Here is a 22,854-nt window from a genome sequence, read left to right on the forward strand (position 1 = left end):
GGGCGAAGCAGATGGCGCCGCGTCGCGCGGCAGGTGCGCGGAGATGTCCGCGCGGAGGGTACGAGGAACCGAAGATGACGACCAGCGAGCCAGGCAGCACGACCACCCCTAAACCTGCTCCCCGTCCCGGACCGCCGCGCCCAGGCCCCCGGCCCGGCCCGGCGCCGTCCGCACACCACCACGTCGCGCCCGCTGCGCTGTCCAGCGACCCACATCGACACGGCCGCGTCGATCCGGACGGGACGGTGTGGCTGATCAGCAGCGCCGGCGAACGGGTCATCGGATCCTGGCAGGCGGGCGACACCGAGGCCGCCTACGCCCATTTCGGGCGGCGATTCGACGACCTCGACACCGAGGTCGCGCTGATGGAGAGCCGCCTGACGTCGGGTACCGGCGACGCCCGAAAGATCAAGGCGGCCGCAGCGGCTCTGGCCGAAGGCCTCCCAACCGCTTCGGTGCTCGGCGATGTCGACGCGCTTGCGGCGAGGCTGACGACGATCATCGAGCATGCGGACGCGGCAGCCGCCGCCGACAAGGCCAAGCGCGACGAACACCGGGCCGCCCAGACCGCGCGCAAGGAGGCGCTGGCCGCCGAGGCAGAGGACGTAGCGCTCAATTCGACCCAGTGGAAGTCCGCCGGTGACCGGCTGCGCGAGATTCTGGACGAGTGGCGCACGATCAGCGGGCTCGACCGCAAGACCGATGATGCGCTCTGGAAGCGTTACTCCGCGGCGCGAGAGGCCTTCAACCGTCGTCGCGGATCCCATTTCGCCGACCTCGACCGCGAGCGGGCCGGCGCACGCCAAGCCAAGGAGTCGTTGTGCGAGCGGGCCGAGGAACTGGCCGGCTCAACCGACTGGGGCCCGACCGCTGCCGCCTTCCGCGATCTGCTGGCGGAATGGAAGGCGGCGGGCCGGGCCAGCAAGGACGTGGACGACGCGCTGTGGGCGCGGTTCAAGGCCGCGCAGGACACTTTCTTCTCGGCCCGCAACGCCATTTCCGCCGAACGTGACGCCGAGTTTCGCGCCAACGCGGACGCCAAAGAGGCGCTGCTGGCGGAGGCGGAACGCCTCGACACATCCGACCTCGACGCCGCACGTGCTGCCATGCGCACCATCGGCGACAAGTGGGACAAGATCGGCAAGGTGCCCCGCGAGCGCGGCGCCGACCTGGAGCGGCGGCTGCGTGCGGTCGAGAAGAAGGTCAGGGACGCGCCGTCCCACCGCGTCGATCCGGAAGCTCAGGCGCGCGCCGACCAATTCCGCGAGCGCGCAGAACAATTCGAGCGACAGGCGGAGAAGGCCGCGGCGGCAGGCCGGACAAAGGATGCCGATCAGGCGCGGGCCAGCGCCGCGCAGTGGAGGCAGTGGGCCGAGGCCGCGGCCGAGGCGCTCGGCAAGAGGAGCTAGTTCTTCGCCTGGCCGTCGCCCTCGGTGTCGTCGTTGAGACTGTCCAGCAACCCCTTGGTCTGACGCTTGGCGACGGCCCTTCTGCGCTCCTCTTCCGCGGCGAGCTGCAGCGCGGTGCGCGCCCACACCGCCCTCGCCCAGTTGTAGGTCAGCACGATGACGGTGATCCAGGCGACGATCAGCCCGATGCCGGGTCCCGGGTGCGGTGGGAGGGCGGTCTGACGTGACCACACCGCCAGCAGACCCGAGAAGGACGCCACGGTGGATCCGGCCAGCGCGATCCACGCCAACGCCCACCGCCGCGTCAGCAGGGCCAGCATCGAGAAGCCGACGCTGAACACCAGCGCCAGCCAGATGAACACCCGCGACGGCAGCGACACTCCCTCGCCGACGGCGGCGTCGTTGCCCGCCAGCACGTCCCAGCCCCGTGCGCCACCGGTGTGCGGGAGGATGAACGTCACCAGCAGAACGAAGACGGCGATAGCGATGACCAACGCCCTTGCGCCTGGATCGATTTCCCGCGCAACGCGGCGTTCGGCCGCCTCGATGTCGCCCTTGAAGTCCTCGAAGTTCCCGTCCTGACCCTTACCCGAGCTCACCGGACACATCCGGACGCGGTCGGTTCGCTCACGGGCGCGCCGATGGCGGGCATGCCAAGGCCGACACCCGGACGGGCCCCCTCATGCGCGTCGCCCGCGCGGGTACGTCGATGCGCCAGCAGTGCCCCGTCGGCGATCAGGTGGTGCGGCGCGGCGTCGGTGACGGTGGTGGTCACGATGTCGCCCGGCCGGATGTCGGCTCCCATCGGTGTGAAGTGCACGAGCCTGCCGTCGCGTGCCCGGCCGGACATTCTGGCGGTGCGGATGTCCTTTCGGCCCTCCCCCAGTGCCACCAGCAGCTCAACGGATTGGCCGATCTGCGCAGCGTTCTCTTCCAGGGAGATCCGCTCCTGCAAGTCGATGAGACGCTGATAACGTTCCTGCACAACGGCTTTGGGCAGCTGATCATCAAACTCGGCCGCGGGTGTACCCGGCCGCTTCGAATACTGGAAGGTGAACGCCCCGCTGAACCGGGCGGCGGCAACCACATCGAGCGTGTCCTGGAAGTCCTGCTCGGTCTCCCCGGGAAACCCCACGATCAGGTCGGTGGTGATGGCGGCGTGCGGGATCGCGGTACGCACCTTCTGCAGAATCGACAGGTAGCGGTCGGAGCGGTACGAACGGCGCATGGCCCGCAGCACCCGATCCGAACCCGATTGCATCGGCATGTGAAGGGCGGGGCAGACATTCGGCGTCTCTGCCATCGCCTCGATGACGTCGTCGGTGAACTCGGCCGGGTGCGGCGAGGTGAACCGCACCCGTTCCAGCCCGTCGATCCGCCCGCACGCGCGCAGCAGCTGCGCGAACGCCCCGCGGTCGCGCGGCTGATCGGGGTCGGCGAACGAAACGCCGTACGCGTTGACGTTCTGACCGAGAAGCGTCACCTCGAGAACGCCTTGGTCCGCCAGTGCCTGGACCTCGGCAAGCACATCACCGGGCCTGCGGTCGACCTCCTTGCCGCGTAACGCGGGCACGATGCAGAACGTGCAGGTGTTGTTGCAGCCAACGGAGATGGAAACCCAACCGGCGTAGGCGGATTCCCGCGCGACAGGCAGACTGGACGGGAACTCCTTGAGGGCTTCCAGGATCTCGACCTGTGCCGTGTTGTTGTGCCGTGCCCGGTCAAGCAACGCAGGCAGCGAGCCGATGTTGTGGGTGCCGAAGACCACGTCCACCCACGGGGCCTGACGCAGCACCGCGTCGCGATCCTTCTGGGCCAGGCACCCACCGACGGCGATCTGCATGTTCGGGTCGGCCTGCTTGCGCGGCACCAGGTGGCTGAGGTTTCCGTAGAGCTTATTGTCCGCGTTCTCCCGCACTGCGCAGGTATTGAACACCACCACGTCGGCGTCGGCGCCCTTGGCCGCGCGCCGGTAGCCCGCCGCCTCCAGCAGGCCCGCCAGCCGTTCGGAGTCGTGGACGTTCATCTGACAGCCGTAGGTACGCACCTGGTAGGTGCGCGCCGCCTGGGTTGCCGTCGATGTCACCAGGCCCATGTTACGGGCGGCAATATGGAGTTAATTGGGCGGATTCACGAGTTGAAGACAAGCTGCGCGTTCCCTGGGTAAGGTCAGCACCCATGGGTACGCCGATGGTCTCGATCAAGGGCGTCAACAAACACTTCGGCGACCTTCATGTGCTGAAAGACATCAACCTCGACGTCGACCGCGGCGAGGTGATCGTGGTGCTCGGGCCGTCGGGTTCGGGCAAATCGACGTTGTGCCGCACCATCAATCGGCTCGAGACCATCGAATCGGGCACGATCGAGATCGACGGCGAGGTGCTGCCCGATGAGGGCCGCAAGCTGGCACAGCTGCGTTCCGACGTCGGCATGGTTTTCCAGTCCTTCAACCTGTTCGCGCACAAGACAATTCTGGACAACGTCATGCTGGCGCCCAGGAAGGTCCGCAGAGTCTCCAAGGAGGACGCACGCAAGCGGGCGATGGAGCTGCTCGAGCGGGTCGGCATCGCCAACCAGGCCGACAAGTATCCCGCCCAGCTATCCGGCGGCCAGCAGCAACGCGTTGCGATCGCGCGATCGCTGGCGATGAACCCGAAGGTGATGCTCTTCGACGAGCCCACCAGCGCGCTCGACCCGGAAATGATCAGCGAGGTGCTCAACGTGATGACCTCGCTGGCCAAGGAGGGGATGACGATGCTCGTGGTGACCCACGAGATGGGCTTTGCGCGCGGCGCCGCCAACCGGGTGGTGTTCATGTCCGACGGCGCCGTCGTCGAGGCCGCAGAGCCCAAGGAGTTCTTCGAAAACCCCCGGTCCGACCGCGCCAAAGACTTCCTCGGCAAGATTCTCAAGCACTGAAGAGCACTAACGCCCCGGCGAAAGGAACACCAACATGTCGTCCTTCTCATTGCGCGTAGCAGGTGCGGTCGCGCTGGCGATCGCCCTGCCGTTCGCGGTCACGGCCTGCGGTGGCGGTGGCGGCGGTGACGAGAACAGCATCGTCATCGGCACGAAGTTCGACCAGCCCGGTCTCGGCCTGAAGAATCCTGACGGCAAGATGAGCGGCTTCGACGTCGACGTGGCCACCTACGTCGCCAAGGAACTCGGCTACCCCGCCGACAAGATCGAGTGGAAGGAATCGCCTTCCGGTCAGCGCGAGACGCTGATCCAGAACGACCAGGTGAAGTTCATCGCCGCCACGTACTCGATCACCGACGCCCGCAAGGAGAAGGTCAGCTTCGCGGGACCGTATCTGGTCACCGGGCAGAGCCTGCTGGTGAAGGCCGACAACACGGACATCACCGGCGCCGAGTCGCTGGCCAACAACAAGAAGCTCTGCTCGGTGTCGGGTTCGACACCTGCGCAACGCATCAAGGACAAGTACGCCGGCGTTCAGCTGCAGCAGTACGACACCTATTCGGCGTGCGTCGAGGCGCTGAAGAACGGGGCTGTCGATGCGGTGTCCACCGACGAGGTGATCCTCGCCGGATACGCGGCGCAGAGCCCGGGCGTGTTCAAGATCGTCGGCAAGCCGTTCTCTGAGGAGAACTACGGAATCGGCCTGAAGAAGGACGACACCGAGTTGTGCACCAAGGTCACCGACGCGCTCAAGAAGATGGAGTCCGACGGCGCTTGGAAGGCCGCATGGGACAAGAACCTGGGTCCCGCCGGTCTGGCCGCACCGGCGCCGCCGACGCCCGCCGCCTGCTGACCCCGAGCAGCTGACAAGACACACGTGGAGGTCCTTCCCGGATACCCCGTCGGCCAGATCCTCGAGGCGTTCTGGACGACGGTCCAGCTGACGATCTTCTCGGCGGTCGGCGCGCTGGTGCTCGGCACGGCGCTGGCCGCGATGCGGCTGGCACCGGTGCCGGTCCTCAACTGGCTGGGCACGACCTACGTCAACGTGGTACGCAACACGCCGCTGACGTTGATCATCTTGTTCTGCTCGTTCGGCTTGTCCCAGACGCTCGGTATCACGTTCGTGGATTCGAACTCCCCCACGTCCATCGAGGACAGCAACTTCCGGCTGGCGGTGCTGGGGTTGACCGTCTACACGGCGTCATTCGTCTGCGAAACCGTGCGCTCGGGGGTTAACACGATCCCGCTCGGGCAGGCCGAGGCGGCCCGCTCGCTCGGCCTGTCATTCGGTCAGAACCTGCGAATGATTCTGCTGCCACAGGCTTTTCGCGCGGTCCTCATTCCGCTCGGCTCAGTGCTGATCGCGTTGACGAAGAACACCACGATCACGTCGGCGATCGGTGTCGCCGAGGCGGCGCTGTTGATGAAGGAGATGATCGAGAACACCGCGGCACTGCTGACCATCGGCGCCATTTTCGCCTTGGGCTTCGTCGTGCTCACGCTCCCCCTCGGCCTGTTATTCGGGTGGCTGGGTAAGCGATTGGCGGTGGCGAGATGACCGGGTCGTCGGTTCTCTTCGACGCGCCGGGACCCAGGGCGCGCACCCGCAACTGGGTGATCTCCGGCATCACCCTGGTGGTGCTGCTGTTGGTGGCCTGGGTGGTGTACTCGAAGCTGAACGCCAAGGGCCAGCTCACCGCCGCGAAGTGGGAACCGTTCCTGACGGCCAACCTCTGGAAGACCTACATCCTGCCCGGCGTGCAGGGCACCCTTCTCGCAGCCGCGGTGTCGATCGTGCTGGCGCTGCTGCTCGGCTTCGTGCTTGGCATCGGGCGGATGTCCTCGCACGGCTTGATCCACTGGCCGTGCGCCGTCTTCGTCGAGTTCTTCCGCGCTGTACCGGTGCTGGTGATGATGCTGTTCGCGTTCGGGTTGTTCGCGCTGTATGACTTCTTCCCCGGTAAGCAACTCGCGCTTGCCGGCGTGATCGCCGGGCTCACGTTCTACAACGGTGCCGTCATCGCCGAGATCGTGCGGGCCGGTGTCAATGCGCTACCCCGCGGACAGTCGGAGGCTTCGTTCGCGCTCGGCCTGACCTGGGGTCAGACCATGCGGACCATCCTGCTGCCCCAGGCCGTCACGTCGATGCTGCCGGTGCTCATCTCGCAGATGGTGGTGGTGCTCAAGGACACCGCGATCGGCTACCAGATCACGTTCCTGGAAACGGTCAGGCAGGGCACCAACATCGGTGCGGCGTACAGCAATTACATCCCCGCCCTGATCGTGGTCGCGGCGCTGATGATCGCGGTGAACTTCGCGCTGTCGTGGTTCGCCGTCTGGCTGGAACGGCGAATGCGGCGGTCGCGGCGGGCGCCGACACCATTGGATCCCCAGGCGATCGAGCAGGAAGGCGCGCCGGGCTCGAAGGTGAAACTCGCCGCGCTGGGTGACCAGTCGCACACCTACTGAATGTGCTGCGCGCAGTACCGGCGGGACCGGATTTCTAGATCCGACCGCCCTACGAACAGCGTTGTGTGGAATATCGGGGAAAGGATTTCGAAATGACAGTGTGGTTCGTCACTGGCGCGTCCCGCGGCTTCGGACTCGAGATCACAAGGGAAGCGCTGTCCCGCGGTGACAGCGTCATCGCGACGGCTCGCAGCCCACACGCCGTATCGGACGCCATCCCCGACGGCAGCGACCGGTTGCTCGCCGTCGGCCTCGACGTCAGCGTGCCCGAGCAGATCAATGCCGCCGTTGACGCAGCGATCGACAGGTTCAGCCGCATTGATGTGCTGGTCAACAACGCGGGCCGCGGCTTGGTGGGCGCGGTGGAAGAGACCTCCGACGCTGAGGCTCGCGCGCTCTTCGACGTCAACGTGTTCGGCCTGTTGGCGGTCACCAGAGCGGTCCTGCCGCATATGCGTGCCGTCCGATCGGGCCTGGTGGTGAACCTCTCGTCGGTGGGCGGGTTCGTCGCCTGGCCCGGTTGGGGTGTCTATGCCGCCACCAAGTTCGCGGTGGAGGCGCTGTCGGAGGCGATGACTCACGAGTTGGCCCCGCTAGGTATCAAGTCGGTGGCCATCGAGCCGGGACCATTCCGTACGAATTTCCTCGACGGCAGCAGCCTTTCTGAGGTGCAAACTCGGGTCGACGATTACTCGGCTACGGCGGGTGCAGCCCGCAGCTGGGCGACCGATACGAACTACGGCCAGGCCGGCGACCCCGTCAAGGCCGCCAAGGTCATCGTCGACCTCGCCGCCTACGACGAGCTACCTGAGCGAATCCAGCTTGGCGCCAACGCCGTTGACGATGTCGCCGCCAAGCTCGCACGCATGGCACGCGACCAGGATCAGTGGCGATCGATCAGCCTGTCGACCGATTACGTCGAGAGCTAGACGGCCCTGCGCTCCCGCTCGTTGGCGAGTTCTACCGTGACCACATCCAGCGCCATCGACTGGTGGTAGCCGCGGCGCGCCAGCATGCCAACCAGCCTGCGCATCACCTTCTGGTCATCGTCACCGTCGAGTCGTTCGCGGCGCAGTTTGTCGCGCACCAGTTGCTCGGCGCGCTCACGTTCGGCGCCCGCGTCGATGTCGGCAAGTGCGGCGGTGATCACCTCGTTGTCGACGCCCTTGGTGCGGAGCTCGGCGGCCAAGGCGCGCTTACCTTTTCCGGCGTTCATCCGACGCGACCGCACCCACTGCTCGGCGAAGTCGGTGTCGTCGATCAGCCCAACACCTGCCAATCGGTCGAGCACCTGGATGCTGACATCGTCGGGATAGCCGCGCTTGGCCAACTGGCCGGCCAACTCGGCACGGGTGCGTGCCCTCACGGTGAGCAGGCGCAGGCACAGCGCCCGCGCCTGCTCCTCGCGGGAGAGTTCAGCTGACTTAGAAGTCAACGGGGGCTGGCAGGACTTCGTCATCGGTCACCACGGCGCCAATGCCGAGCTTTTCCTTGATCTTCTTCTCGATCTCGTTGGCCATGTCGGCGTTCTCCATCAGGAAGGTCCGGGCGTTCTCCTTGCCCTGACCCAACTGCTCGCCCTCGTAGGTGAACCAGGAGCCGGACTTGCGGATGAAGCCCTGCTCGACACCCATGTCGATGAGCGAGCCTTCCTTGCTGATGCCCTTGCCGTAGAGAATGTCGAACTCGGCCTGCTTGAACGGCGGCGCCATCTTGTTCTTGACGACCTTGCAGCGGGTACGGTTACCCACCGCGTCGGTGCCGTCCTTCAGGGTCTCGATTCGCCTGACATCCAGACGAACCGAGGCGTAGAACTTCAACGCCTTTCCGCCCGTTGTCGTTTCGGGCGAACCGAACATCACGCCGATCTTCTCCCTGAGCTGATTGATGAAGATGGCAGTGGTACCCGAATTGCTCAGCGCGCCAGTGATCTTGCGTAGAGCCTGGCTCATCAGCCGGGCCTGAAGGCCGACGTGGCTGTCGCCCATCTCGCCCTCGATCTCCGCGCGCGGCACCAACGCGGCCACCGAGTCGATGACCAGAATGTCCAGGGCGCCGGAGCGGATCAGCATGTCGGCGATCTCCAGCGCCTGTTCACCAGTATCGGGCTGGGACACCAGCAGCGAGTCGGTGTCCACGCCCAGCTTCTTGGCATAGTCCGGATCCAGCGCGTGCTCGGCGTCGATGAACGCCGCAATTCCTCCGGCCGCCTGTGCGTTGGCCACCGCGTGCAATGCGACGGTGGTCTTACCCGAGGATTCCGGACCATAGATCTCGACAACACGTCCGCGCGGGAGCCCGCCGATTCCCAGCGCCACGTCCAGGGCGATGGACCCGGTGGGGATGACGGAAATCGGCTGGCGGATCTCGTCACCGAGCCGCATCACCGAGCCTTTACCGTGGCTCTTCTCGATTTGCGCGAGGGCCAGCTCGAGGGCTTTCTCGCGATCAGGGGCCTGTGACATGGGTTGGTCTCCGTCCTGGTGGTGATCGTTTTCGATCGGGTTGGCCGTGACGTTAGAGGTAGGTGCCGACAAGTCGTCGTTTCCGCTGCCGCCCACAGTAGACGAACACCTGTTCGATTCAAGCTGACACGCCGATCGCTGACGAGCCGACGGAGAATCGGCCTATCGTGGGGCCACGGGCTCGACAGAGCGGACATACATGCACGAAATGGCGATCACGCAGAGTGTTGTCGACGCGGTGTGTGAGCATGCCGCGGGTCGCCGCGTGCACAGCGTGAAGCTCGAGGTCGGTGAGCTGTGCGCGGTGGTCCCCGACTCCATGCTGTTCTGCTTCGAACTGGCCACCCAGGGCACGGTGGCCGACGGCGCCCTACTCGATCTCGATATGCAACCCGGCGCGGCCCGCTGCCGCACCTGTGAACAGACGTTCGAGTTACATGACCTGATCCTGTTGTGCCCGTGCGGGAGTGCCGACGTCGAAGTGCTGGCCGGCCGCGACCTGCGAATCCTCTCGATGGAAGTGAGCTGACCATGTGCGCGACATGCGGCTGCGGCGGCGACGGCGCCGTCATCACCGTTGCAGGCCACGAGCACGAACACCATGGCGATCACGATCACGATCACACCCACGATCACGATCACACCCACACCGAGACCATTTCGCTGGAGCAGAAGGTCCTCGAGAAGAATGATCTGCTCGCCGAGCGGAACCGGCAGTGGCTTGCCGGGCGCGGGATCCTCGCGCTCAACGTCACCAGCTCACCGGGCGCCGGCAAGACAACGCTTCTGGAGCGCACGATCCGTGAGTTGACGGCCGACCGGTCCGTCGCTGTCATCGAAGGCGATCAGGAGACGTTGCTCGACGCCGAGCGAATCCGCGCCGCGGGCGCGCGCGCCGTTCAGGTCAACACCGGAGCGGGCTGCCACCTCGACGCCGACATGGTGCACCGCGCACTGCACGCACTCGGACCGGAATCCGGGTCGCTCCTGTTCATCGAGAACGTCGGCAACCTGGTCTGCCCCGCGCTGTTCGATCTCGGCGAGCACAGCAAAGTGGTGGTCATCTCGGTGACCGAAGGTGCGGACAAGCCGCTCAAATACCCGCACATGTTTGCCGCCGCCGGACTCGTCATCATCAACAAGATCGATCTGATGCCCTATGTGGACTTCGATTTGGAGAAGTGCTCCGGCTACGCGCGCTCGGTCAACCCTGGCGTCAAAATATTGCCGTTGTCCGCCACCACCGGTGAGGGTGTGCAGGCATGGTACGAGTGGATCGCTTCGCAGGCGGACCCATCGGCAAACGCCGACACGTCACAAGTTTCCGTTGACAAGACAAACCGTCCGGAGTAAACCGAGAACCAGCGCTCAGAAAGCGGGCGCCAAACGTCCGGTGTGACGATTGGGATCCCCAGCCCGGGTCCCGGGAAAGCTGTGACATATGCCAACTGAGGCAGCAGTCAAAGCGGAAGAAACCTTGATTCATGTTCTGTGGATCAACGCGGGCCTGAGTTGTGACGGAGATTCTGTGGCGCTGACTGCCGCCACGCAACCCAGCATCGAGGAGATCGCGCTCGGCGCTCTTCCCGGGCTACCAAAGATCGCCGTGCACTGGCCTCTGATCGATTTCGAGTGCGGACCAAATGGGGGTGCGGACGACTTCCTCGAATGGTTCTTCAAGGCAGACCGGGGGGAACTCGAACCGTTCGTGTTGGTCGTCGAGGGCTCCATCCCGAACGAGCAGCTGCACGACGAGGGTTACTGGTGCGGGTTCGGCAACGACCCCGCTACCGGACAGCCGATGACCACCAGCGAGTGGCTCGACCGGCTGGCGCCCAAGGCCACCGCGATCGTCGCGGTCGGAACCTGCGCGACGTACGGCGGTATCCACGCGATGGCTGGAAATCCAACCGGCGCAATGGGTGTGCCCGACTATCTGGGATGGGATTGGAAGAGCAAGGCAGGCATCCCGATCGTGTGCGTGCCCGGCTGCCCGGCCCATCCGGACAACATGGCTGAGACGCTCACGTATCTCCTGTACATGGCCACCGGGCAGGCACCGATGATCCCACTTGACGACGCGCTGCGGCCCAAGTGGTTGTTCGGTCAGACCGTGCACGAAGGGTGTGACCGGGCCGGCTACTACGAGCAGGGCGATTTCGCGACCGAATATGGTTCGCCGAAATGCATTGTGAAGCTTGGCTGTTGGGGACCGGTTGTGAAGTGCAACGTGCCCAAACGCGGATGGATCAACGGCATCGGCGGGTGTCCGAACGTCGGTGGTATCTGCATCGGCTGCACGATGCCCGGCTTCCCGGACAAGTTCATGCCCTTCATGGACGAGCCGCCGGGCGGCACGCTGTCGTCGACCGCGTCGGGACTGTATGGATCGTTGATCCGTCCCTTGCGTGCAATCACCGGGCGCACGCTCGACAAAGAGCCCAAGTGGCGCCACCCGGGTAAGAAACTCGAAACCGGAGCGACTCGCACCTGGTAGGTGCGGGTTCCTTCGGCGCACACGGCGGGCGGTGGCCCGGTTGGCGAAATGCCCTGTGTCGTAGTCGACCCTAGATAGAGAGAGAATTTGCGATGACAACGACCATCCCCGAGCCGTCACACGTCAAGCGCGACCCCGGCCAGCTCGTCGAGATGGCGTGGGATCCCATCACCCGCATCGTCGGCAGCCTCGGTATCTACACCAAGATCGACTTCGAGAACCGCGAAGTCGTTGAGTGTCACAGCACGTCGTCGATCTTCCGCGGCTACTCGATCTTCATGAAGGGCAAGGATCCACGCGACGCCCACTTCATCACCAGCCGCATCTGCGGTATCTGCGGCGACAACCACGCCACCTGCTCCTGCTATGCGCAGAACATGGCGTACGGCGTGAAGCCGCCACACCTCGGCGAGTGGATCGTCAATCTCGGCGAGGCCGCGGAATACATGTTCGACCACAACATCTTCCAGGAAAACCTGGTGGGTGTGGACTACTGCGAGAAGATGGTCGCTGAAACCAATCCCAGTGTCCTGGCCAAGGCGGAGAACACTGCGTCGCCCAACGCGGAGGCGCACGGATACCGCACCATCGCCGACATCATGCGGGCGCTCAACCCGTTCACCGGTGAGTTCTACCGGGAGGCGCTGCAGGTCAGCCGCTGGACGCGGGAAATGTTCTGTTTGATGGAGGGTCGCCACGTGCACCCCTCCACCCTGTATCCGGGGGGCGTCGGCACCACGGCCACCATCCAGCTGATGACCGACTACATGACCCGGCTGATGCGCTATGTGGAGTTCATGAAGGCGGTCGTGCCGATGCACGACGATCTGTTCGACTTCTTCTACGAGGCGCTGCCCGGCTATGACCAGGTCGGCCTGCGCCGCACGCTGCTCGGCTGTTGGGGCTCCTTCCAGGACCCCGAGGTCTGCAACTTCGAGTACAAGGACATGGAGAAGTGGGGCAACGCCATGTTCGTCACGCCCGGCGTGGTGATCGACGGCAAGCTGCACACCCATTCCCTGGTGGACATCAACCTGGGGATCCGGATCCTGTTGGGGCACAGCTATTACGACGACTGGACCGACCAGGAGATGTTCGTCAAGAACGATCCGCTCGGCAATCCGGTGGACCGCAGGCACCCGTGGAACCAGCACACCAACCCGCGTCCGCAGAAGCGGGACTTCGATTCGAACTACAGCTGGGTCATGTCGCCGCGGTGGTTCGACGGCAAGGACCACTTGGCGCTGGACACCGGTGGCGGCCCCCTTGCCCGTCTCTGGTCAACGGCGCTGGCCGGCCTTGTCGACATCGGCTATGTCAAGGCCACCGGCAACAGCGTGCAGATCAATCTGCCGAAGACCGCGCTCAAGGGCCCGGTCTCGTTGGAGTGGAAGGTGCCGCAGTACGGCAGCAACACGATCGAGCGCAACCGCGCCCGCACGTACTTCCAGGCCTACGCCGCGGCGTGCGCGCTGCATTTCGCCGAGAAGGCGCTTGTCGAGATCCGCGCGGGCCGAACCAAGACATGGGAGAAGTTCACGGTCCCCGACGAGGGCATCGGCTGCGGGTTCACCGAGGCGGTGCGCGGGGTGCTCAGTCACCACATGGTCATCCGCGACGGCAAGATTGCGAACTACCATCCGTATCCGCCGACTCCGTGGAACGCTAATCCACGCGACAGCTATGGCACACCTGGGCCGTACGAGGATGCGGTGCAAGGTCAGCCGATCTTCGAGGAAAACGACCGAGAGCACTTCAAGGGCATCGACATCATGCGTACCGTGCGCAGTTTCGACCCATGTCTGCCATGCGGAGTGCACATGTACCTGGGTAAGGGAAAAACCTTGGAGCGGTTGCACTCCCCGACCCAGTCCGTGACCGGGGAATAGCCTATGGCCGCTCGCCCGGAGGAACCTGGAAATGACGCGCAGTGGCGCACGGCGGGCGATCGGATACAGACGTTGCTCGACGCCAGCGCCGTCGGCGGAACCGTCGCGCGCGAGCGCGCCGAACGACTGGTCGGTGAGGTAACCGACCTATACGGCGCCGGTCTGGAACGCATGTTGCGTATCGCGGTCGCCGCTGACCCGGCCTTGATGAATTCGTTCGTCGCCGACGACCTGGTGGCCAGCTTGTTGCTGGTGCACGGGTTGCATCCACACGACGTAGAACGGCGCATCGAAGACGCCCTCGACAGCGTCAGGCCATATATGGGATCGCACGGCGGTGACGTCAAGCTGCTCGGGGTCGTCGACGATGTCGTCCGCCTGGAGTTCGCCGGCAGTTGCAAGAGCTGCCCCTCGTCGGCGGTCACCCTGGAGCTGACGGTCGAGGATGCGGTGCGGGCGGCGGCTCCAGAGATCGTCACGATCGAGGTGGTGACACCCGAAGCGGCACCGAGTGCCAAGGTGATTCCGGCGGAGTCGCTTCTGCGCCGCATCCACCAGGATGACCGTGGCGCGGTCAGCTGGCATCCCGTTCCTGAACTCGCCGACCTCGCGGCCGGTGAAGTCGGCGGGTTCCGGGTGGCGGACACCACGGTGCTGGCGTGCCGGGTCGGCGACGAGGTGTTCACCTACCGGGACCGCTGCGGTAACTGCGGTGAGTCGCTAGCCGGCGCCGCGTTGCACCGCCGGATGGGGTCGGCAGTAGGCGACGCAGTGTTGCGCTGTCCGCAGTGCCGTGCACATTTCGACGTTGTGCACGGGGGCGCCAGTGTCGACGAAAACATCGACACGCCTGCGCATCTCGACCCGATACCGCTGCTGATCCGTGACGGTGTGCTCTCACTCGCCATCGTGATGGAGCAGACGGGAGCGGGCATGGCATGACCGGTGCATACGACGTACTGGCGCGTATTCGCGCCGCCCGCGATTCTCCGCAGCCGGAAGGCGAGCGGTGCGAGATGTGCTCGGAGCAGATCTTCGACGAGCACTCGCATGTCGTGAACATCGAAGGTCGCCAGCTGATGTGCGTATGCCGCGGCTGCTATCTACTGTTCACCGACACCAACGCCTCACTGCGTTTTCGGGCGGTGCCGGACCGGTACCTGTCCTTCCCGGAGTTCGCGCTCGGCCGCCGCGAGTGGCAACTCCTGCAGATTCCGGTGGGGTTGGCGTTCTTTTTCCGCAACTCGTCGCTGGACCGCACGGTCGCGTTCTATCCGGGCCCGGCGGGCGCAACGGAGTCCGAACTGGATCTGGCTGCCTGGGATGGTATTCGGGCGGCCGACGCTCGGGTCGACTTGCTGGCTGACGACACCGAGGCGCTGATCGTGCGGGTGCCAGAAGACGAACAGCAACCGCCCGTTTGCCATTTGGTACCGATCGACGCCTGCTATGAGTTCGTCGGACGACTTCGAATGCTCTGGCACGGCTTCGACGGCGGCCAGCATGTGCGCGAGTTCGTCGACGAGTTCTTCGATCACGTGGCATCCCGCGGCAAGGCGGTGCACCTGTGACCGACGAGGTGACGTTTGCAGTTCTCGAGGTTTCGCCGGAACCATACGCGGTGACGCCGGTGCTGACCGCGCGGGTCGGTGTCGCGACGGACGGCGATGATCCGGTGCACGCCATCGCGCTCCGGTGCCAGGTGCGTATCGAACCGCTGCGTCGCGGTTACACCGACGAGGAAGCCGTCGGACTCCTCGATTTGTTCGGACCTCGCGAACGTTGGGCCACGACCCAGCACAATTTCGTCTGGCTGCACACCAGCGCGATGGTGCAGGGCTTCACCGGCACCACTCAGGTCGACCTGCCCCTGGAATGCACATATGACTTCGAGGTGACAGCGTCCAAGTATTTCCATGCGCTCCGCGATGGGACGATCCCATTGCAATTCCTCTTCAGTGGAACAGTTTTCACCAAGGGTGAGCGAAGCTTCTCGGTGCAGCAGGTGCCGTGGGATCGCGAAGACCACTACGACCTGCCGGTTTCGGCGTGGCGCCACCTCATGGCACTGCACTACCCGAACGCAGGCTGGCTGCGCCTGAACCGCGACACCCTTGACGCGCTGTCGGCGTTCAAGTCAGCCCGGGGACTGCTCGGGTACGACGACGCCATCACCTCCCTATTAGCTGGGCACACCGCGCAGGAGATCCGATGACCGGCGGCTGGGACCGCGCCCGCACCATCGCCGATGCGGTGCTCTACGAGGGCTACTTGCTCTATCCCTACCGCGCCAACTCGGCCAAGAATCAGACGCGCTGGCAGTTCGGGGTGCTCGGCCCAGCAGGCGCCGCCGATGCCGGGATCGGTGAGGACGACTCGCTGTCCGCGCAGATCCTGGTGGCGCCTCAGGGTAATCCGACGGTGACCATCGTGGTGCGCTTCCTGCAGCTGCAACACCGGGGCGTCGAGAAGGACATCGGCGGCGGCAGCTTCGAACCGGCAGACGAGCTCTCGTCGGGCTCGCAATCCTGGCTGCGCTGGGACGAAGCCGTCGAATCCGAGATCCCATTCGGGCCGATCGACATCGAATCAGGCTTGCCGCAGACACTTCCGATCGAGATCGACGCCGGCACCGACATCGAGATGGTCGACGGCGGGCGGCTGGTCCGCAGCCGTCGTGCGTTACGAGCAGAACTGACGATCGCGGCCGAACATGACGACGGGTACGTGCGCCTGACGATGGCGGTGCGCAACTGCGCTACGCCGGCCGCGGACAAAGACGAGGCGATTGCCGTATCGCTCATCGGTACCCACCTGGTCGCCGAGATCAACGACGGCGACTTCGTATCGCTCCTCGAACCGCCGGCATCGGCCGACAACGCCGTCGCCCGATGCCGGCACCACCGCTGCTTTCCGGTGCTGGCCGGACCGACCGGCGACCACGCGCTGATGCTGGTGTCGCCGATCATCCTGTACGACCACCCCGAGATCGCCGAGCAGAGCGAGGGTGCGCTGTACGACTCGACCGAGATAGACGAGATTCTCACCTTGCGGGTGATGACGATGACCGATGAGGAAAAGGCGCAAGCGCGCGCCACGGACCCGCGGGCCGCCCAGATCATCGATCGATGCGACTCGATGTCGCCTGAGGCGATGCTGAACCTACACGGCGTGCTCCGCAATCCGCATGCCCTGCAGGCTGACCCGGGGCTGATACCTGAAATTCCCGATGGCGTGGACTGGTGGGACCCGTTGGCCGACAACGCTGTGGCGCCTGACCTCGACGCCGTGCTGGTGAATGGTGTTCGGGTGAGCCGCGGTACTCGCGTGCGGCTGCATCCGTCCCGCCGGGCCGACGCGCAGGATCTGTTCTTCGCGGACAAGATCGCGCGTGTCACCTCGGTGCACGAAACCGTCGACGGCGACCAGCACGTCGGCGTCGTCATCGAGGACGATCCGGCTGCCGATCTGCACGAGTGGTACGGCCGCTACCTGTACTTCGCACCAGATGAGGTCGAACCGTTGAATGAAAGGAATCCGTCATGCAAGCAGTAGGTGTAACGGCCACCGTGATAGCCGGCGTCGTAGTGCTCGGTGCGGTCGTGATGGGCGTCCGCTCCCTGCCGGATCTTCAGCGGTACTTGAAGATGCGGCGGATGTAGGCCCTTTTGCGAGGTGGCATCACGTCCCAGATTCTGGTAGCCGGTATCGGCAACATCTTCCTCGGCGACGACGGTTTCGGCCCCGAGGTGATGCGCCATGTCCCCGAACACGTCGCAGGCCCAGGTGTGCGGGTTGTCGATTACGGCATCCGCGGCATGCACCTTGCCTACGACCTGCTCGACGGGTACGACGCGTTGGTTCTCGTGGACGCCCTGCCCGATCGCGGAGCGCCGGGCACCCTGCACGTCTTCGAGGCAGATCATGAAACGCTTTCGGCGGGAATCGGTTTGGACGCCCACGCCATGGATCCGGCCGCAGTGTTCGCCAGTCTCGCTGCTCTCGGCGGAACCGCACCGTACACAGTTGTGATCGGTTGCGAGGTGGACGATGTCGACGAGCGGATGGGACTGTCTGCTGCTGTCTCCGCCACCGTCGCCGACGCCGTGAAGGCGATCGAGGAAGTCGTCGAGCGCCTTGTCACCGACGCGAAGGTCGGCTGAGCCATGTGCCTAGGAATTCCCGGCCGGGTCGTGCAGATGTTGGACGGCTATGGCGGCCAGCTGGCCCTCGTCGACGTTGCGGGTGAGAACCGCAAGGTCAACATCGGCATGATGCCCGAAGAGACGTTCGCACCGGGAGACTGGGTGATCATCCACATGGGTTTCGTCGTCGAGAAGACCGACGAGGCGGGCGCCGACGCCGCGATGGCCGGGCTAAAAATGATGGGCAGCGGCGGGGATTTCGAGGAGTTGCCATGATCGGGCGGCGCCGGTTGCGGGTGTGCGTGCGAGGCGTCGTGCAGGGCGTCGGCTTCCGGCCGTTCGTTTACACCACCGCCGCCGCGCATGCATTGACCGGCTCTGTGCGCAACGACAGCTCAGGTGCGATCATCGAGGTCGAGGGCGACGTGACGGATCTCGACGACTTTGTGGCCGGGCTCACCCGGGACGCCCCGCCGCTGGCCGCCATCGAATCGGTCGAAACGCAGGAAATTCCTGTGGTCGGCGGCACCGGTTTCGTGATCGCCGATACGTCACGGTCCGACGGCGGCCGCACCCTGGCCTCCCCCGACGTCGCCATCTGTGCGCAGTGTGCGGCAGAACAGTGCGACCCGGCCAACCGGCGCTATCGACATGCGTTCGTCAACTGCACCAACTGCGGTCCGCGGTTCACCATCATCGCGTCGCTGCCCTATGACCGCGCAGCCACCACGATGGCTCCGTTCATCATGTGCGCCGACTGCGCGCGTGAATACCACGATCCCGGCGACCGGCGATTCCACGCGCAGCCGGTCTGCTGTCCGAACTGTGGGCCGACGCTGCGCTACCGGGCCGCCGACGGCGACGTCGCCGACGGCGAATCGGCACTGATGCGCGCCCGGCAGCTTTTACGCGACGGCGGTGTGGTTGCCGTCAAGGGCATCGGCGGCTACCACCTTGCCTGCGATGCAGGCGACGAGCACGCGGTCGCCGAGCTGCGACACCGTAAGCGCCGCGGGGACAAGCCGTTCGCTGTCATGGTCGCCGATCTGACAGCAGCGCGTGCCGTCGCCGCGATCGACCCGGGATCGGAGCGCTTGCTGTCGGGTGCGCAGCGACCCATCGTGCTGATGCCGCGCCTGGCCGGCGCGCCGATCGCCGCATCGGTCGCGCCGCACAACCCGGATATCGGCGTGATGCTGGCGTACACGCCGCTGCACACACTGCTCTTCGGGCTGCCCGGCGACGAGCCGGGGCCGTCCGCGCTGGTGATGACGTCGGGGAATCTCGGCGGAGAACCCATCTGCTACACCGACGACGATGCATGTCAACGGCTTTCGCACCTGGCCGACGGCTGGCTGATGCATGACCGTGCGATCCTGGTGCCGTGCGACGACTCCGTCGTTCGTGTGGTTGATGGGGTCGAGCTGCCCATCCGGCGATCTCGCGGCTACGCGCCTCTGCCGGTGGCGCTTCCCGTGCCGGTGCCGCCGACGCTGGCCGTCGGCGGTGACCTCAAGAACACGTTTGCGGTCGCCGAGCACAAGTACGCCTGGCTGAGCCAACACATCGGCGATATGGACGACCTCGCCACGTTGTCGGCCTTCGAATCCGCCGAGAAGCAGCTCGAGTCGCTGACCGGCGTCACCCCGGAAATCGTTGCTGCGGACTCACATCCAGGCTACCGTTCCACCGCGTGGGCGCACCGCAATGCCCGCGGCCGACCGGTCCGGTCGGTTCAGCACCATCACGCGCACATCGCCGCGGTGATGGCCGAACACGGGCTCGACGGGGGCCACCGCGTGCTCGGCTTCGCATTCGACGGAACCGGCTATGGTCCCGACGGGGCGATCTGGGGTGGCGAGGTCATGCTCGCGGACTACAAAGGGTTTGCGCGCCTTGCGCACTTGAAGTACGTGCCGTTGGCAGGTGGCGACGTCGGCGTGCTCCGTCCGTACCGAATGGCGCTGACCCATCTGTGGGCAGCCGGCCTGCCCTGGGACGACGATCTACCGCCGGTGCGGGCCTGCCCGCCAGACGAGCGCAAGGTCCTGCTACATCAGCTCGAGACTGGACTTGGATGCACACCAACATCCAGCATGGGCCGGCTTTTCGACGCGCTGTCTGCTCTCGTCGGCGTCCGGCAAGTGGTCGCCTACGAAGCCCAGGCGGCGATCGAGCTGGAGGGTCTGTCGCGCAACGCGGACTGCAGCGGCAGCCCGTGCTACGCGTTCGGCGTTGACGCCGAACAACTTCCGGCAGTGGTCGATCCCGCTCCCGTGCTTGCCTCGGTCATCGCCGACCAACGCGCCGGGACGCCGTCGGGTGTGATCGGTGCGAAGTTCCACCGTGCCGTCGCCGATCTTGTCGTCGACCTCGCCGCGATGGACGACTCAGGCAGCCAAACGGTCGCACTGTCCGGCGGAGTGTTCCAGAACACGTTGCTGCTACGGCTGGCACTAAGCGGCCTTCGCACCAAGGGTTTTCGGGTCATCACCCACCGCCAGGTGCCGCCCAACGACGGCGGCATCGCGCTTGGTCAGCTTCTAGTCGGAACGGCGGGATAACGATGACCGCGCTGCACGAACAGAAACTTCCGGCGGGATACGCGTTGTTCGCCCGCTATGCATTCCCGCCCAACGAACTCGGCTACTGCGGTCCAGCCGATGCCGATGTGCTGCTGCGCGGCGACGACCCTGCCGAAGTCGCCGCCCACGCCAAGGAGTTCGACGGCGCGTACCCGTATCTTCGGGCCATCGCAGAAGCCACTGGCACGTCAGAAGCGCTGGACGCGGATATCGTCCGTAGTTACTGGGTCGGCGGCCCGCACCTGGACAAGGTCGATCCGGCAGCCCTGCTGGAGAAGCTGCGCCGCGCATTCCACGGTCAGGTCACCGGCCTGCTCTCCGACCTTGCCGAACCGGATGGCGTGCTGGCGCACCACAGCTTTCACGTCTTCGTCGTCTACCCCTGGGTGCGGTTCCTCGACCGAGACGCGGCCACTGCGCTGAAAGTGTTGCAGGACTGCCGGATCCGCTGGGGCAGGGTGGAATCCGTCGAAGACGAGCACGTAGTGATCGAGACACGTCCGCTGACATTCGCCGCCGGCGTCCTGGCGCTCGGCGAGCCGAGACCCGAACGGGTCCGGTGGAGCAAGGACGGAGTGTCACTCATCGGACGACCTACACGCGGGGACGTCGTCTCAGCGCACTGGGACTGGGCGTGTGGCGTTCTCGCCGACGACGAGTGCGGAGCGCTCGCCGGCGCAACGCAGAAAACGCTTGAACTGGTGAACGCCGCTCGCAGAGGAGGGCTGGACCAATGACCGTCACGACAGAACAGGGCGGGGGCCTCGTCGACACCGACCTCTCTGCGGACTTGGCTGCCGCAGCGCTGGATCTGGCCCGCAAGTTTCATGACGGCGCCACGTTGTGGGTGATCTCGCCGCAATGGGAACCGCATGCACATCACGTCGCGGTCGAGTTCGTGCATCCAGTGATCATGGGTAAACGGGCATTGCCGTCGGTGGCGCTGGTGGATCCCGATCCGGTGGCGCAGGCACGCGTCGCGACCCAGCCGGGTGACCTACTGCTGGCGGTGGCATCCGCCGACGAACCCGCCGTGGTCGAAGCGATGCGGCGCGCATCGGCATGGGGCGCGCTGACCTTGTGGATCGGCTCCGGTCCGCGCCCGCCGGCCGGCGCCGCGAACCACATCCTGTGGGTCGACTCCGACGACCCGATGGTGCCCGCCACCGGACGCTTTGTGCTGATGTATCACCTGTTGTGGGAACTCACCCACGTCTGCTTTGAACACGCCGGCCTGTTACAGCCCGCGGTCGAGGATTGCACCGATGAAGTCTGTGTGACATGCAGCGACGAGGGACGCCTCGGCGAAGTGATTTCAGCGCCCGCTGACGCGCATGGGCAGGCACTCATTCGCACCGCGCATGGCGAGGAATTCGTGGACGTCACTGTGCTGGGCGAGGTTGCGCAAAACGACCTGGTGCTTGTGCACGCGGGAACGGCGATCGCGCGCCTCGACGATTCAGCCGAGGAGGTGGACCGATGACAGCGCTCGGCCCGAAAGGCGTGGAAAGCACGGGCTTTCTGTATCCGTTCATCGACGCAGAAGAAACCGACGCCACCAGTCTGCTCGACGACCTCGCCGCCTCCGCCAGGGGCAAGGCAAGCGAAAGTGCCCGACTGCAACGAGAATCGCTTGACGAGTACGAGCCTGTGTTGATCGCCGCGGGAATCGAGATGGCAGACAGGTTCCTGCGCGGCGGCCGGCTTTACACGTTGGGTAACGGCGGCAGCTCCACCGACGCCGCGACACTCGCCTCGCTGTTCAGCCGCCCCGCCCGAGGCCGCGCGGTGGCGGCATGGTCGCTGGCCGCCGACGAGGCGGTGGTGACCGCGCTCGGCAATGACGTCGGCTTCGACCTGATCTTCAAGCGGCAGATCATCGCCCACGCCCGCGACCGCGACATCGCCGTTGCGTTGTCGACCTCCGGCAACTCCGAGGACCTGATGGCAGCGATCACCGAGGCCAAACACCGGGGGCTGCTGACGATCGGATTCTCCGGCCACGACGGCGGCCGCATGGCGGTTGCCGAGGATCTCGACCACTGCTTCACGGTGCACAGCCAGAGCATCCACCGCATCCAGGAAAGCCACGCCGTGCTCGGCTACCGGCTGTGGTCGGTCGCGCAGGAACACATGTCCCGTCCCCGAAACGGAGCGCACAATTCATGAGCCAGACAGACGCGATGACGGCGGCCGAGCGCGAAGACCGCGTGCTGGAACGGATCGACAAGTTCCGGCAGCGACGTCCGCGGCTGCTCGAGGACGTGGTGACGCTCGCACACGGTGCCGGCGGCAAGTCTTCGGCCGCGCTCGTCGACGCCGTGTTCGTGGAGGCCTTCCGCAATGACGAGCTCGAACAACTCGGCGACGCCGCCGCGCTTCGCACCCCGTCAGGTGAGCGCCTCGCATTCTCCACCGACTCGTTCGTGGTTTCACCGCGGCGGTTTCCGGGTGGTTCGATCGGGCACGTCGC

Annotated in this window: 25 protein-coding genes and 1 pseudogene; 22 read left to right on the top strand and 4 right to left on the bottom strand. The window is 65.5% G+C overall.

Annotated elements, in window-relative coordinates; translation table 11 throughout:
* Positions 1-74 precede the first annotated feature (74 nt).
* Entirely contained in the window at positions 75-1,409 is a 1,335-nt protein-coding gene (locus tag QOJ24_RS17380; RefSeq protein ID WP_526263372.1) for a DUF349 domain-containing protein, read from the top strand.
* Here the strand turns inward: QOJ24_RS17380 and QOJ24_RS17385 are convergent.
* Together QOJ24_RS17385 and miaB are read right to left on the bottom strand one after the other, a co-directional pair.
* A complete protein-coding gene (locus QOJ24_RS17385) occupies positions 1,406-2,017 on the bottom strand; it encodes an Rv2732c family membrane protein (RefSeq protein WP_526263374.1) in 612 nt (203 codons plus the stop codon). The genes QOJ24_RS17380 and QOJ24_RS17385 overlap by 4 nt on opposite strands.
* Complete coding sequence (miaB, locus tag QOJ24_RS17390) at positions 2,005-3,504, bottom strand: tRNA (N6-isopentenyl adenosine(37)-C2)-methylthiotransferase MiaB (protein ID WP_526263376.1); 1,500 nt, start codon at positions 3,502-3,504, stop codon at positions 2,005-2,007. The genes QOJ24_RS17385 and miaB overlap by 13 nt, the downstream gene beginning before the upstream one ends.
* Before the next feature lie 95 nt (positions 3,505-3,599).
* Here miaB and QOJ24_RS17395 point away from each other — a divergent pair, with 95 nt between their 5' ends.
* The 5 genes from QOJ24_RS17395 to QOJ24_RS17415 all read left to right on the top strand — a co-directional run bounded on the left by QOJ24_RS17395 (position 3,600) and on the right by QOJ24_RS17415 (position 7,729).
* A complete protein-coding gene (locus tag QOJ24_RS17395; RefSeq protein WP_526263427.1) occupies positions 3,600-4,328 on the top strand; it encodes an amino acid ABC transporter ATP-binding protein in 729 nt (242 codons plus the stop codon).
* Between the two features lie 34 nt (positions 4,329-4,362).
* Entirely contained in the window at positions 4,363-5,181 is an 819-nt protein-coding gene (locus tag QOJ24_RS17400; RefSeq protein WP_526263378.1) for a glutamate ABC transporter substrate-binding protein, read from the top strand.
* Positions 5,182-5,205: 24 nt separating this feature from the next.
* On the top strand, positions 5,206-5,889 hold the full coding sequence (locus tag QOJ24_RS17405; protein WP_526263379.1) for an amino acid ABC transporter permease: 684 nt from the start codon (positions 5,206-5,208) through the stop codon (positions 5,887-5,889).
* Entirely contained in the window at positions 5,886-6,800 is a 915-nt protein-coding gene (locus QOJ24_RS17410) for an amino acid ABC transporter permease (RefSeq protein ID WP_526263381.1), read from the top strand. The genes QOJ24_RS17405 and QOJ24_RS17410 overlap by 4 nt, the downstream gene beginning before the upstream one ends.
* A 92-nt stretch (positions 6,801-6,892) precedes the next feature.
* Positions 6,893-7,729, top strand: coding sequence for an SDR family oxidoreductase (locus tag QOJ24_RS17415; RefSeq protein ID WP_526263383.1), 837 nt, complete (start codon positions 6,893-6,895; stop codon positions 7,727-7,729).
* Here QOJ24_RS17415 and recX read toward each other — a convergent pair.
* Both recX and recA read right to left on the bottom strand, forming a co-directional pair.
* On the bottom strand, positions 7,726-8,259 hold the full coding sequence (gene recX / locus QOJ24_RS17420; protein ID WP_526263385.1) for a recombination regulator RecX: 534 nt from the start codon (positions 8,257-8,259) through the stop codon (positions 7,726-7,728). The two genes, QOJ24_RS17415 and recX, sit on opposite strands and share 4 nt — an antisense overlap.
* Positions 8,225-9,265 carry a recombinase RecA gene (gene recA, locus QOJ24_RS17425; protein ID WP_526263387.1) on the bottom strand — a complete coding sequence of 347 codons (1,041 nt, stop codon included), beginning with the start codon at positions 9,263-9,265 and terminating at the stop codon, positions 8,225-8,227. The genes recX and recA overlap by 35 nt, the downstream gene beginning before the upstream one ends.
* Positions 9,266-9,464: 199 nt before the next feature.
* Here recA and QOJ24_RS17430 point away from each other — a divergent pair, with 199 nt between their 5' ends.
* From QOJ24_RS17430 to QOJ24_RS17505, 16 genes and pseudogenes are all read left to right on the top strand, one after another.
* Positions 9,465-9,794, top strand: a complete 330-nt coding sequence (locus tag QOJ24_RS17430; protein WP_526263389.1) for a hydrogenase maturation nickel metallochaperone HypA/HybF — start codon at positions 9,465-9,467, stop codon at positions 9,792-9,794.
* 2 nt (positions 9,795-9,796) lie between these two features.
* Complete coding sequence (gene hypB, locus QOJ24_RS17435; protein ID WP_526263391.1) at positions 9,797-10,618, top strand: hydrogenase nickel incorporation protein HypB; 822 nt, start codon at positions 9,797-9,799, stop codon at positions 10,616-10,618.
* An 88-nt stretch (positions 10,619-10,706) separates the two neighbouring features.
* Positions 10,707-11,762 (top strand): NADH-quinone oxidoreductase subunit B family protein, encoded by a 1,056-nt coding sequence (locus tag QOJ24_RS17440; protein WP_526263393.1) that lies wholly within the window; start codon positions 10,707-10,709, stop codon positions 11,760-11,762.
* Between the two features lie 92 nt (positions 11,763-11,854).
* The gene (locus QOJ24_RS17445; protein ID WP_526263395.1) at positions 11,855-13,651 is read left to right on the top strand and encodes a nickel-dependent hydrogenase large subunit; all 1,797 of its coding nucleotides are present in this window, start codon (positions 11,855-11,857) and stop codon (positions 13,649-13,651) included.
* Positions 13,652-13,654: 3 nt separating this feature from the next.
* On the top strand, positions 13,655-14,593 hold the full coding sequence (locus QOJ24_RS17450; RefSeq protein WP_526263397.1) for a NifU family protein: 939 nt from the start codon (positions 13,655-13,657) through the stop codon (positions 14,591-14,593).
* Positions 14,590-15,222, top strand: coding sequence for a DUF5947 family protein (locus QOJ24_RS17455; RefSeq protein ID WP_526263399.1), 633 nt, complete (start codon positions 14,590-14,592; stop codon positions 15,220-15,222). Before QOJ24_RS17450 ends, QOJ24_RS17455 begins: the two co-directional genes overlap by 4 nt.
* Positions 15,219-15,866: a DUF6084 family protein gene (locus QOJ24_RS17460; RefSeq protein ID WP_526263401.1), complete on the top strand. Its 648-nt coding sequence runs from the start codon at positions 15,219-15,221 to the stop codon at positions 15,864-15,866. The genes QOJ24_RS17455 and QOJ24_RS17460 overlap by 4 nt, the downstream gene beginning before the upstream one ends.
* Positions 15,863-17,206, top strand: coding sequence for a hypothetical protein (locus QOJ24_RS17465; RefSeq protein ID WP_526263403.1), 1,344 nt, complete (start codon positions 15,863-15,865; stop codon positions 17,204-17,206). The genes QOJ24_RS17460 and QOJ24_RS17465 overlap by 4 nt, the downstream gene beginning before the upstream one ends.
* Entirely contained in the window at positions 17,194-17,313 is a 120-nt protein-coding gene (locus QOJ24_RS17470) for a DUF6893 family small protein (protein WP_526263405.1), read from the top strand. Before QOJ24_RS17465 ends, QOJ24_RS17470 begins: the two co-directional genes overlap by 13 nt.
* A gap of 18 nt (positions 17,314-17,331) precedes the next feature.
* Positions 17,332-17,814 carry a hydrogenase maturation protease gene (locus tag QOJ24_RS17475; protein ID WP_526263429.1) on the top strand — a complete coding sequence of 161 codons (483 nt, stop codon included), beginning with the start codon at positions 17,332-17,334 and terminating at the stop codon, positions 17,812-17,814.
* Between the two features lie 3 nt (positions 17,815-17,817).
* Positions 17,818-18,072 carry a HypC/HybG/HupF family hydrogenase formation chaperone gene (locus QOJ24_RS17480; RefSeq protein ID WP_526263407.1) on the top strand — a complete coding sequence of 85 codons (255 nt, stop codon included), beginning with the start codon at positions 17,818-17,820 and terminating at the stop codon, positions 18,070-18,072.
* Positions 18,069-20,360: a carbamoyltransferase HypF gene (gene hypF / locus QOJ24_RS17485; protein ID WP_526263408.1), complete on the top strand. Its 2,292-nt coding sequence runs from the start codon at positions 18,069-18,071 to the stop codon at positions 20,358-20,360. The genes QOJ24_RS17480 and hypF overlap by 4 nt, the downstream gene beginning before the upstream one ends.
* Before the next feature lie 2 nt (positions 20,361-20,362).
* A complete protein-coding gene (locus tag QOJ24_RS17490; protein WP_526263410.1) occupies positions 20,363-21,118 on the top strand; it encodes a DUF6390 family protein in 756 nt (251 codons plus the stop codon).
* Positions 21,115-21,864, top strand: coding sequence for a hydrogenase assembly protein HupF (locus QOJ24_RS17495; RefSeq protein ID WP_526263412.1), 750 nt, complete (start codon positions 21,115-21,117; stop codon positions 21,862-21,864). Before QOJ24_RS17490 ends, QOJ24_RS17495 begins: the two co-directional genes overlap by 4 nt.
* A complete protein-coding gene (locus tag QOJ24_RS17500; protein WP_526263413.1) occupies positions 21,861-22,550 on the top strand; it encodes a D-sedoheptulose-7-phosphate isomerase in 690 nt (229 codons plus the stop codon). The genes QOJ24_RS17495 and QOJ24_RS17500 overlap by 4 nt, the downstream gene beginning before the upstream one ends.
* Positions 22,547-22,854, top strand: a pseudogene (locus QOJ24_RS17505) (hydrogenase expression/formation protein HypE); the annotation flags it as partial. The gene QOJ24_RS17500 and the pseudogene QOJ24_RS17505, both read left to right, overlap by 4 nt.

The organism is Mycobacterium sp. (assembly GCF_032159775.1).
In the GTDB taxonomy this organism is placed as follows: Bacteria; Actinomycetota; Actinomycetes; order Mycobacteriales; family Mycobacteriaceae; genus Mycobacterium.

Bases quoted from the DNA above. Each gene is read 5' to 3' on its own strand.
- QOJ24_RS17380 (WP_526263372.1), top strand. From the start codon at position 75: ATGACGACCAGCGAGCCAGGCAGCACGACCACCCCTAAACCTGCTCCC.
- QOJ24_RS17385 (WP_526263374.1), bottom strand. From the start codon at position 2,017: ATGTGTCCGGTGAGCTCGGGTAAGGGTCAGGACGGGAACTTCGAGGAC.
- miaB (WP_526263376.1), bottom strand. From the start codon at position 3,504: ATGGGCCTGGTGACATCGACGGCAACCCAGGCGGCGCGCACCTACCAG.
- QOJ24_RS17395 (WP_526263427.1), top strand. From the start codon at position 3,600: ATGGTCTCGATCAAGGGCGTCAACAAACACTTCGGCGACCTTCATGTG.
- QOJ24_RS17400 (WP_526263378.1), top strand. From the start codon at position 4,363: ATGTCGTCCTTCTCATTGCGCGTAGCAGGTGCGGTCGCGCTGGCGATC.
- QOJ24_RS17410 (WP_526263381.1), top strand. From the start codon at position 5,886: ATGACCGGGTCGTCGGTTCTCTTCGACGCGCCGGGACCCAGGGCGCGC.
- QOJ24_RS17415 (WP_526263383.1), top strand. From the start codon at position 6,893: ATGACAGTGTGGTTCGTCACTGGCGCGTCCCGCGGCTTCGGACTCGAG.
- recX (WP_526263385.1), bottom strand. From the start codon at position 8,259: ATGACGAAGTCCTGCCAGCCCCCGTTGACTTCTAAGTCAGCTGAACTC.
- recA (WP_526263387.1), bottom strand. From the start codon at position 9,265: ATGTCACAGGCCCCTGATCGCGAGAAAGCCCTCGAGCTGGCCCTCGCG.
- QOJ24_RS17430 (WP_526263389.1), top strand. From the start codon at position 9,465: ATGCACGAAATGGCGATCACGCAGAGTGTTGTCGACGCGGTGTGTGAG.
- hypB (WP_526263391.1), top strand. From the start codon at position 9,797: ATGTGCGCGACATGCGGCTGCGGCGGCGACGGCGCCGTCATCACCGTT.
- QOJ24_RS17440 (WP_526263393.1), top strand. From the start codon at position 10,707: ATGCCAACTGAGGCAGCAGTCAAAGCGGAAGAAACCTTGATTCATGTT.
- QOJ24_RS17445 (WP_526263395.1), top strand. From the start codon at position 11,855: ATGACAACGACCATCCCCGAGCCGTCACACGTCAAGCGCGACCCCGGC.
- QOJ24_RS17450 (WP_526263397.1), top strand. From the start codon at position 13,655: ATGGCCGCTCGCCCGGAGGAACCTGGAAATGACGCGCAGTGGCGCACG.
- QOJ24_RS17455 (WP_526263399.1), top strand. From the start codon at position 14,590: ATGACCGGTGCATACGACGTACTGGCGCGTATTCGCGCCGCCCGCGAT.
- QOJ24_RS17465 (WP_526263403.1), top strand. From the start codon at position 15,863: ATGACCGGCGGCTGGGACCGCGCCCGCACCATCGCCGATGCGGTGCTC.
- QOJ24_RS17470 (WP_526263405.1), top strand. From the start codon at position 17,194: ATGCAAGCAGTAGGTGTAACGGCCACCGTGATAGCCGGCGTCGTAGTG.
- QOJ24_RS17480 (WP_526263407.1), top strand. From the start codon at position 17,818: ATGTGCCTAGGAATTCCCGGCCGGGTCGTGCAGATGTTGGACGGCTAT.
- hypF (WP_526263408.1), top strand. From the start codon at position 18,069: ATGATCGGGCGGCGCCGGTTGCGGGTGTGCGTGCGAGGCGTCGTGCAG.
- QOJ24_RS17490 (WP_526263410.1), top strand. From the start codon at position 20,363: ATGACCGCGCTGCACGAACAGAAACTTCCGGCGGGATACGCGTTGTTC.
- QOJ24_RS17495 (WP_526263412.1), top strand. From the start codon at position 21,115: ATGACCGTCACGACAGAACAGGGCGGGGGCCTCGTCGACACCGACCTC.
- QOJ24_RS17500 (WP_526263413.1), top strand. From the start codon at position 21,861: ATGACAGCGCTCGGCCCGAAAGGCGTGGAAAGCACGGGCTTTCTGTAT.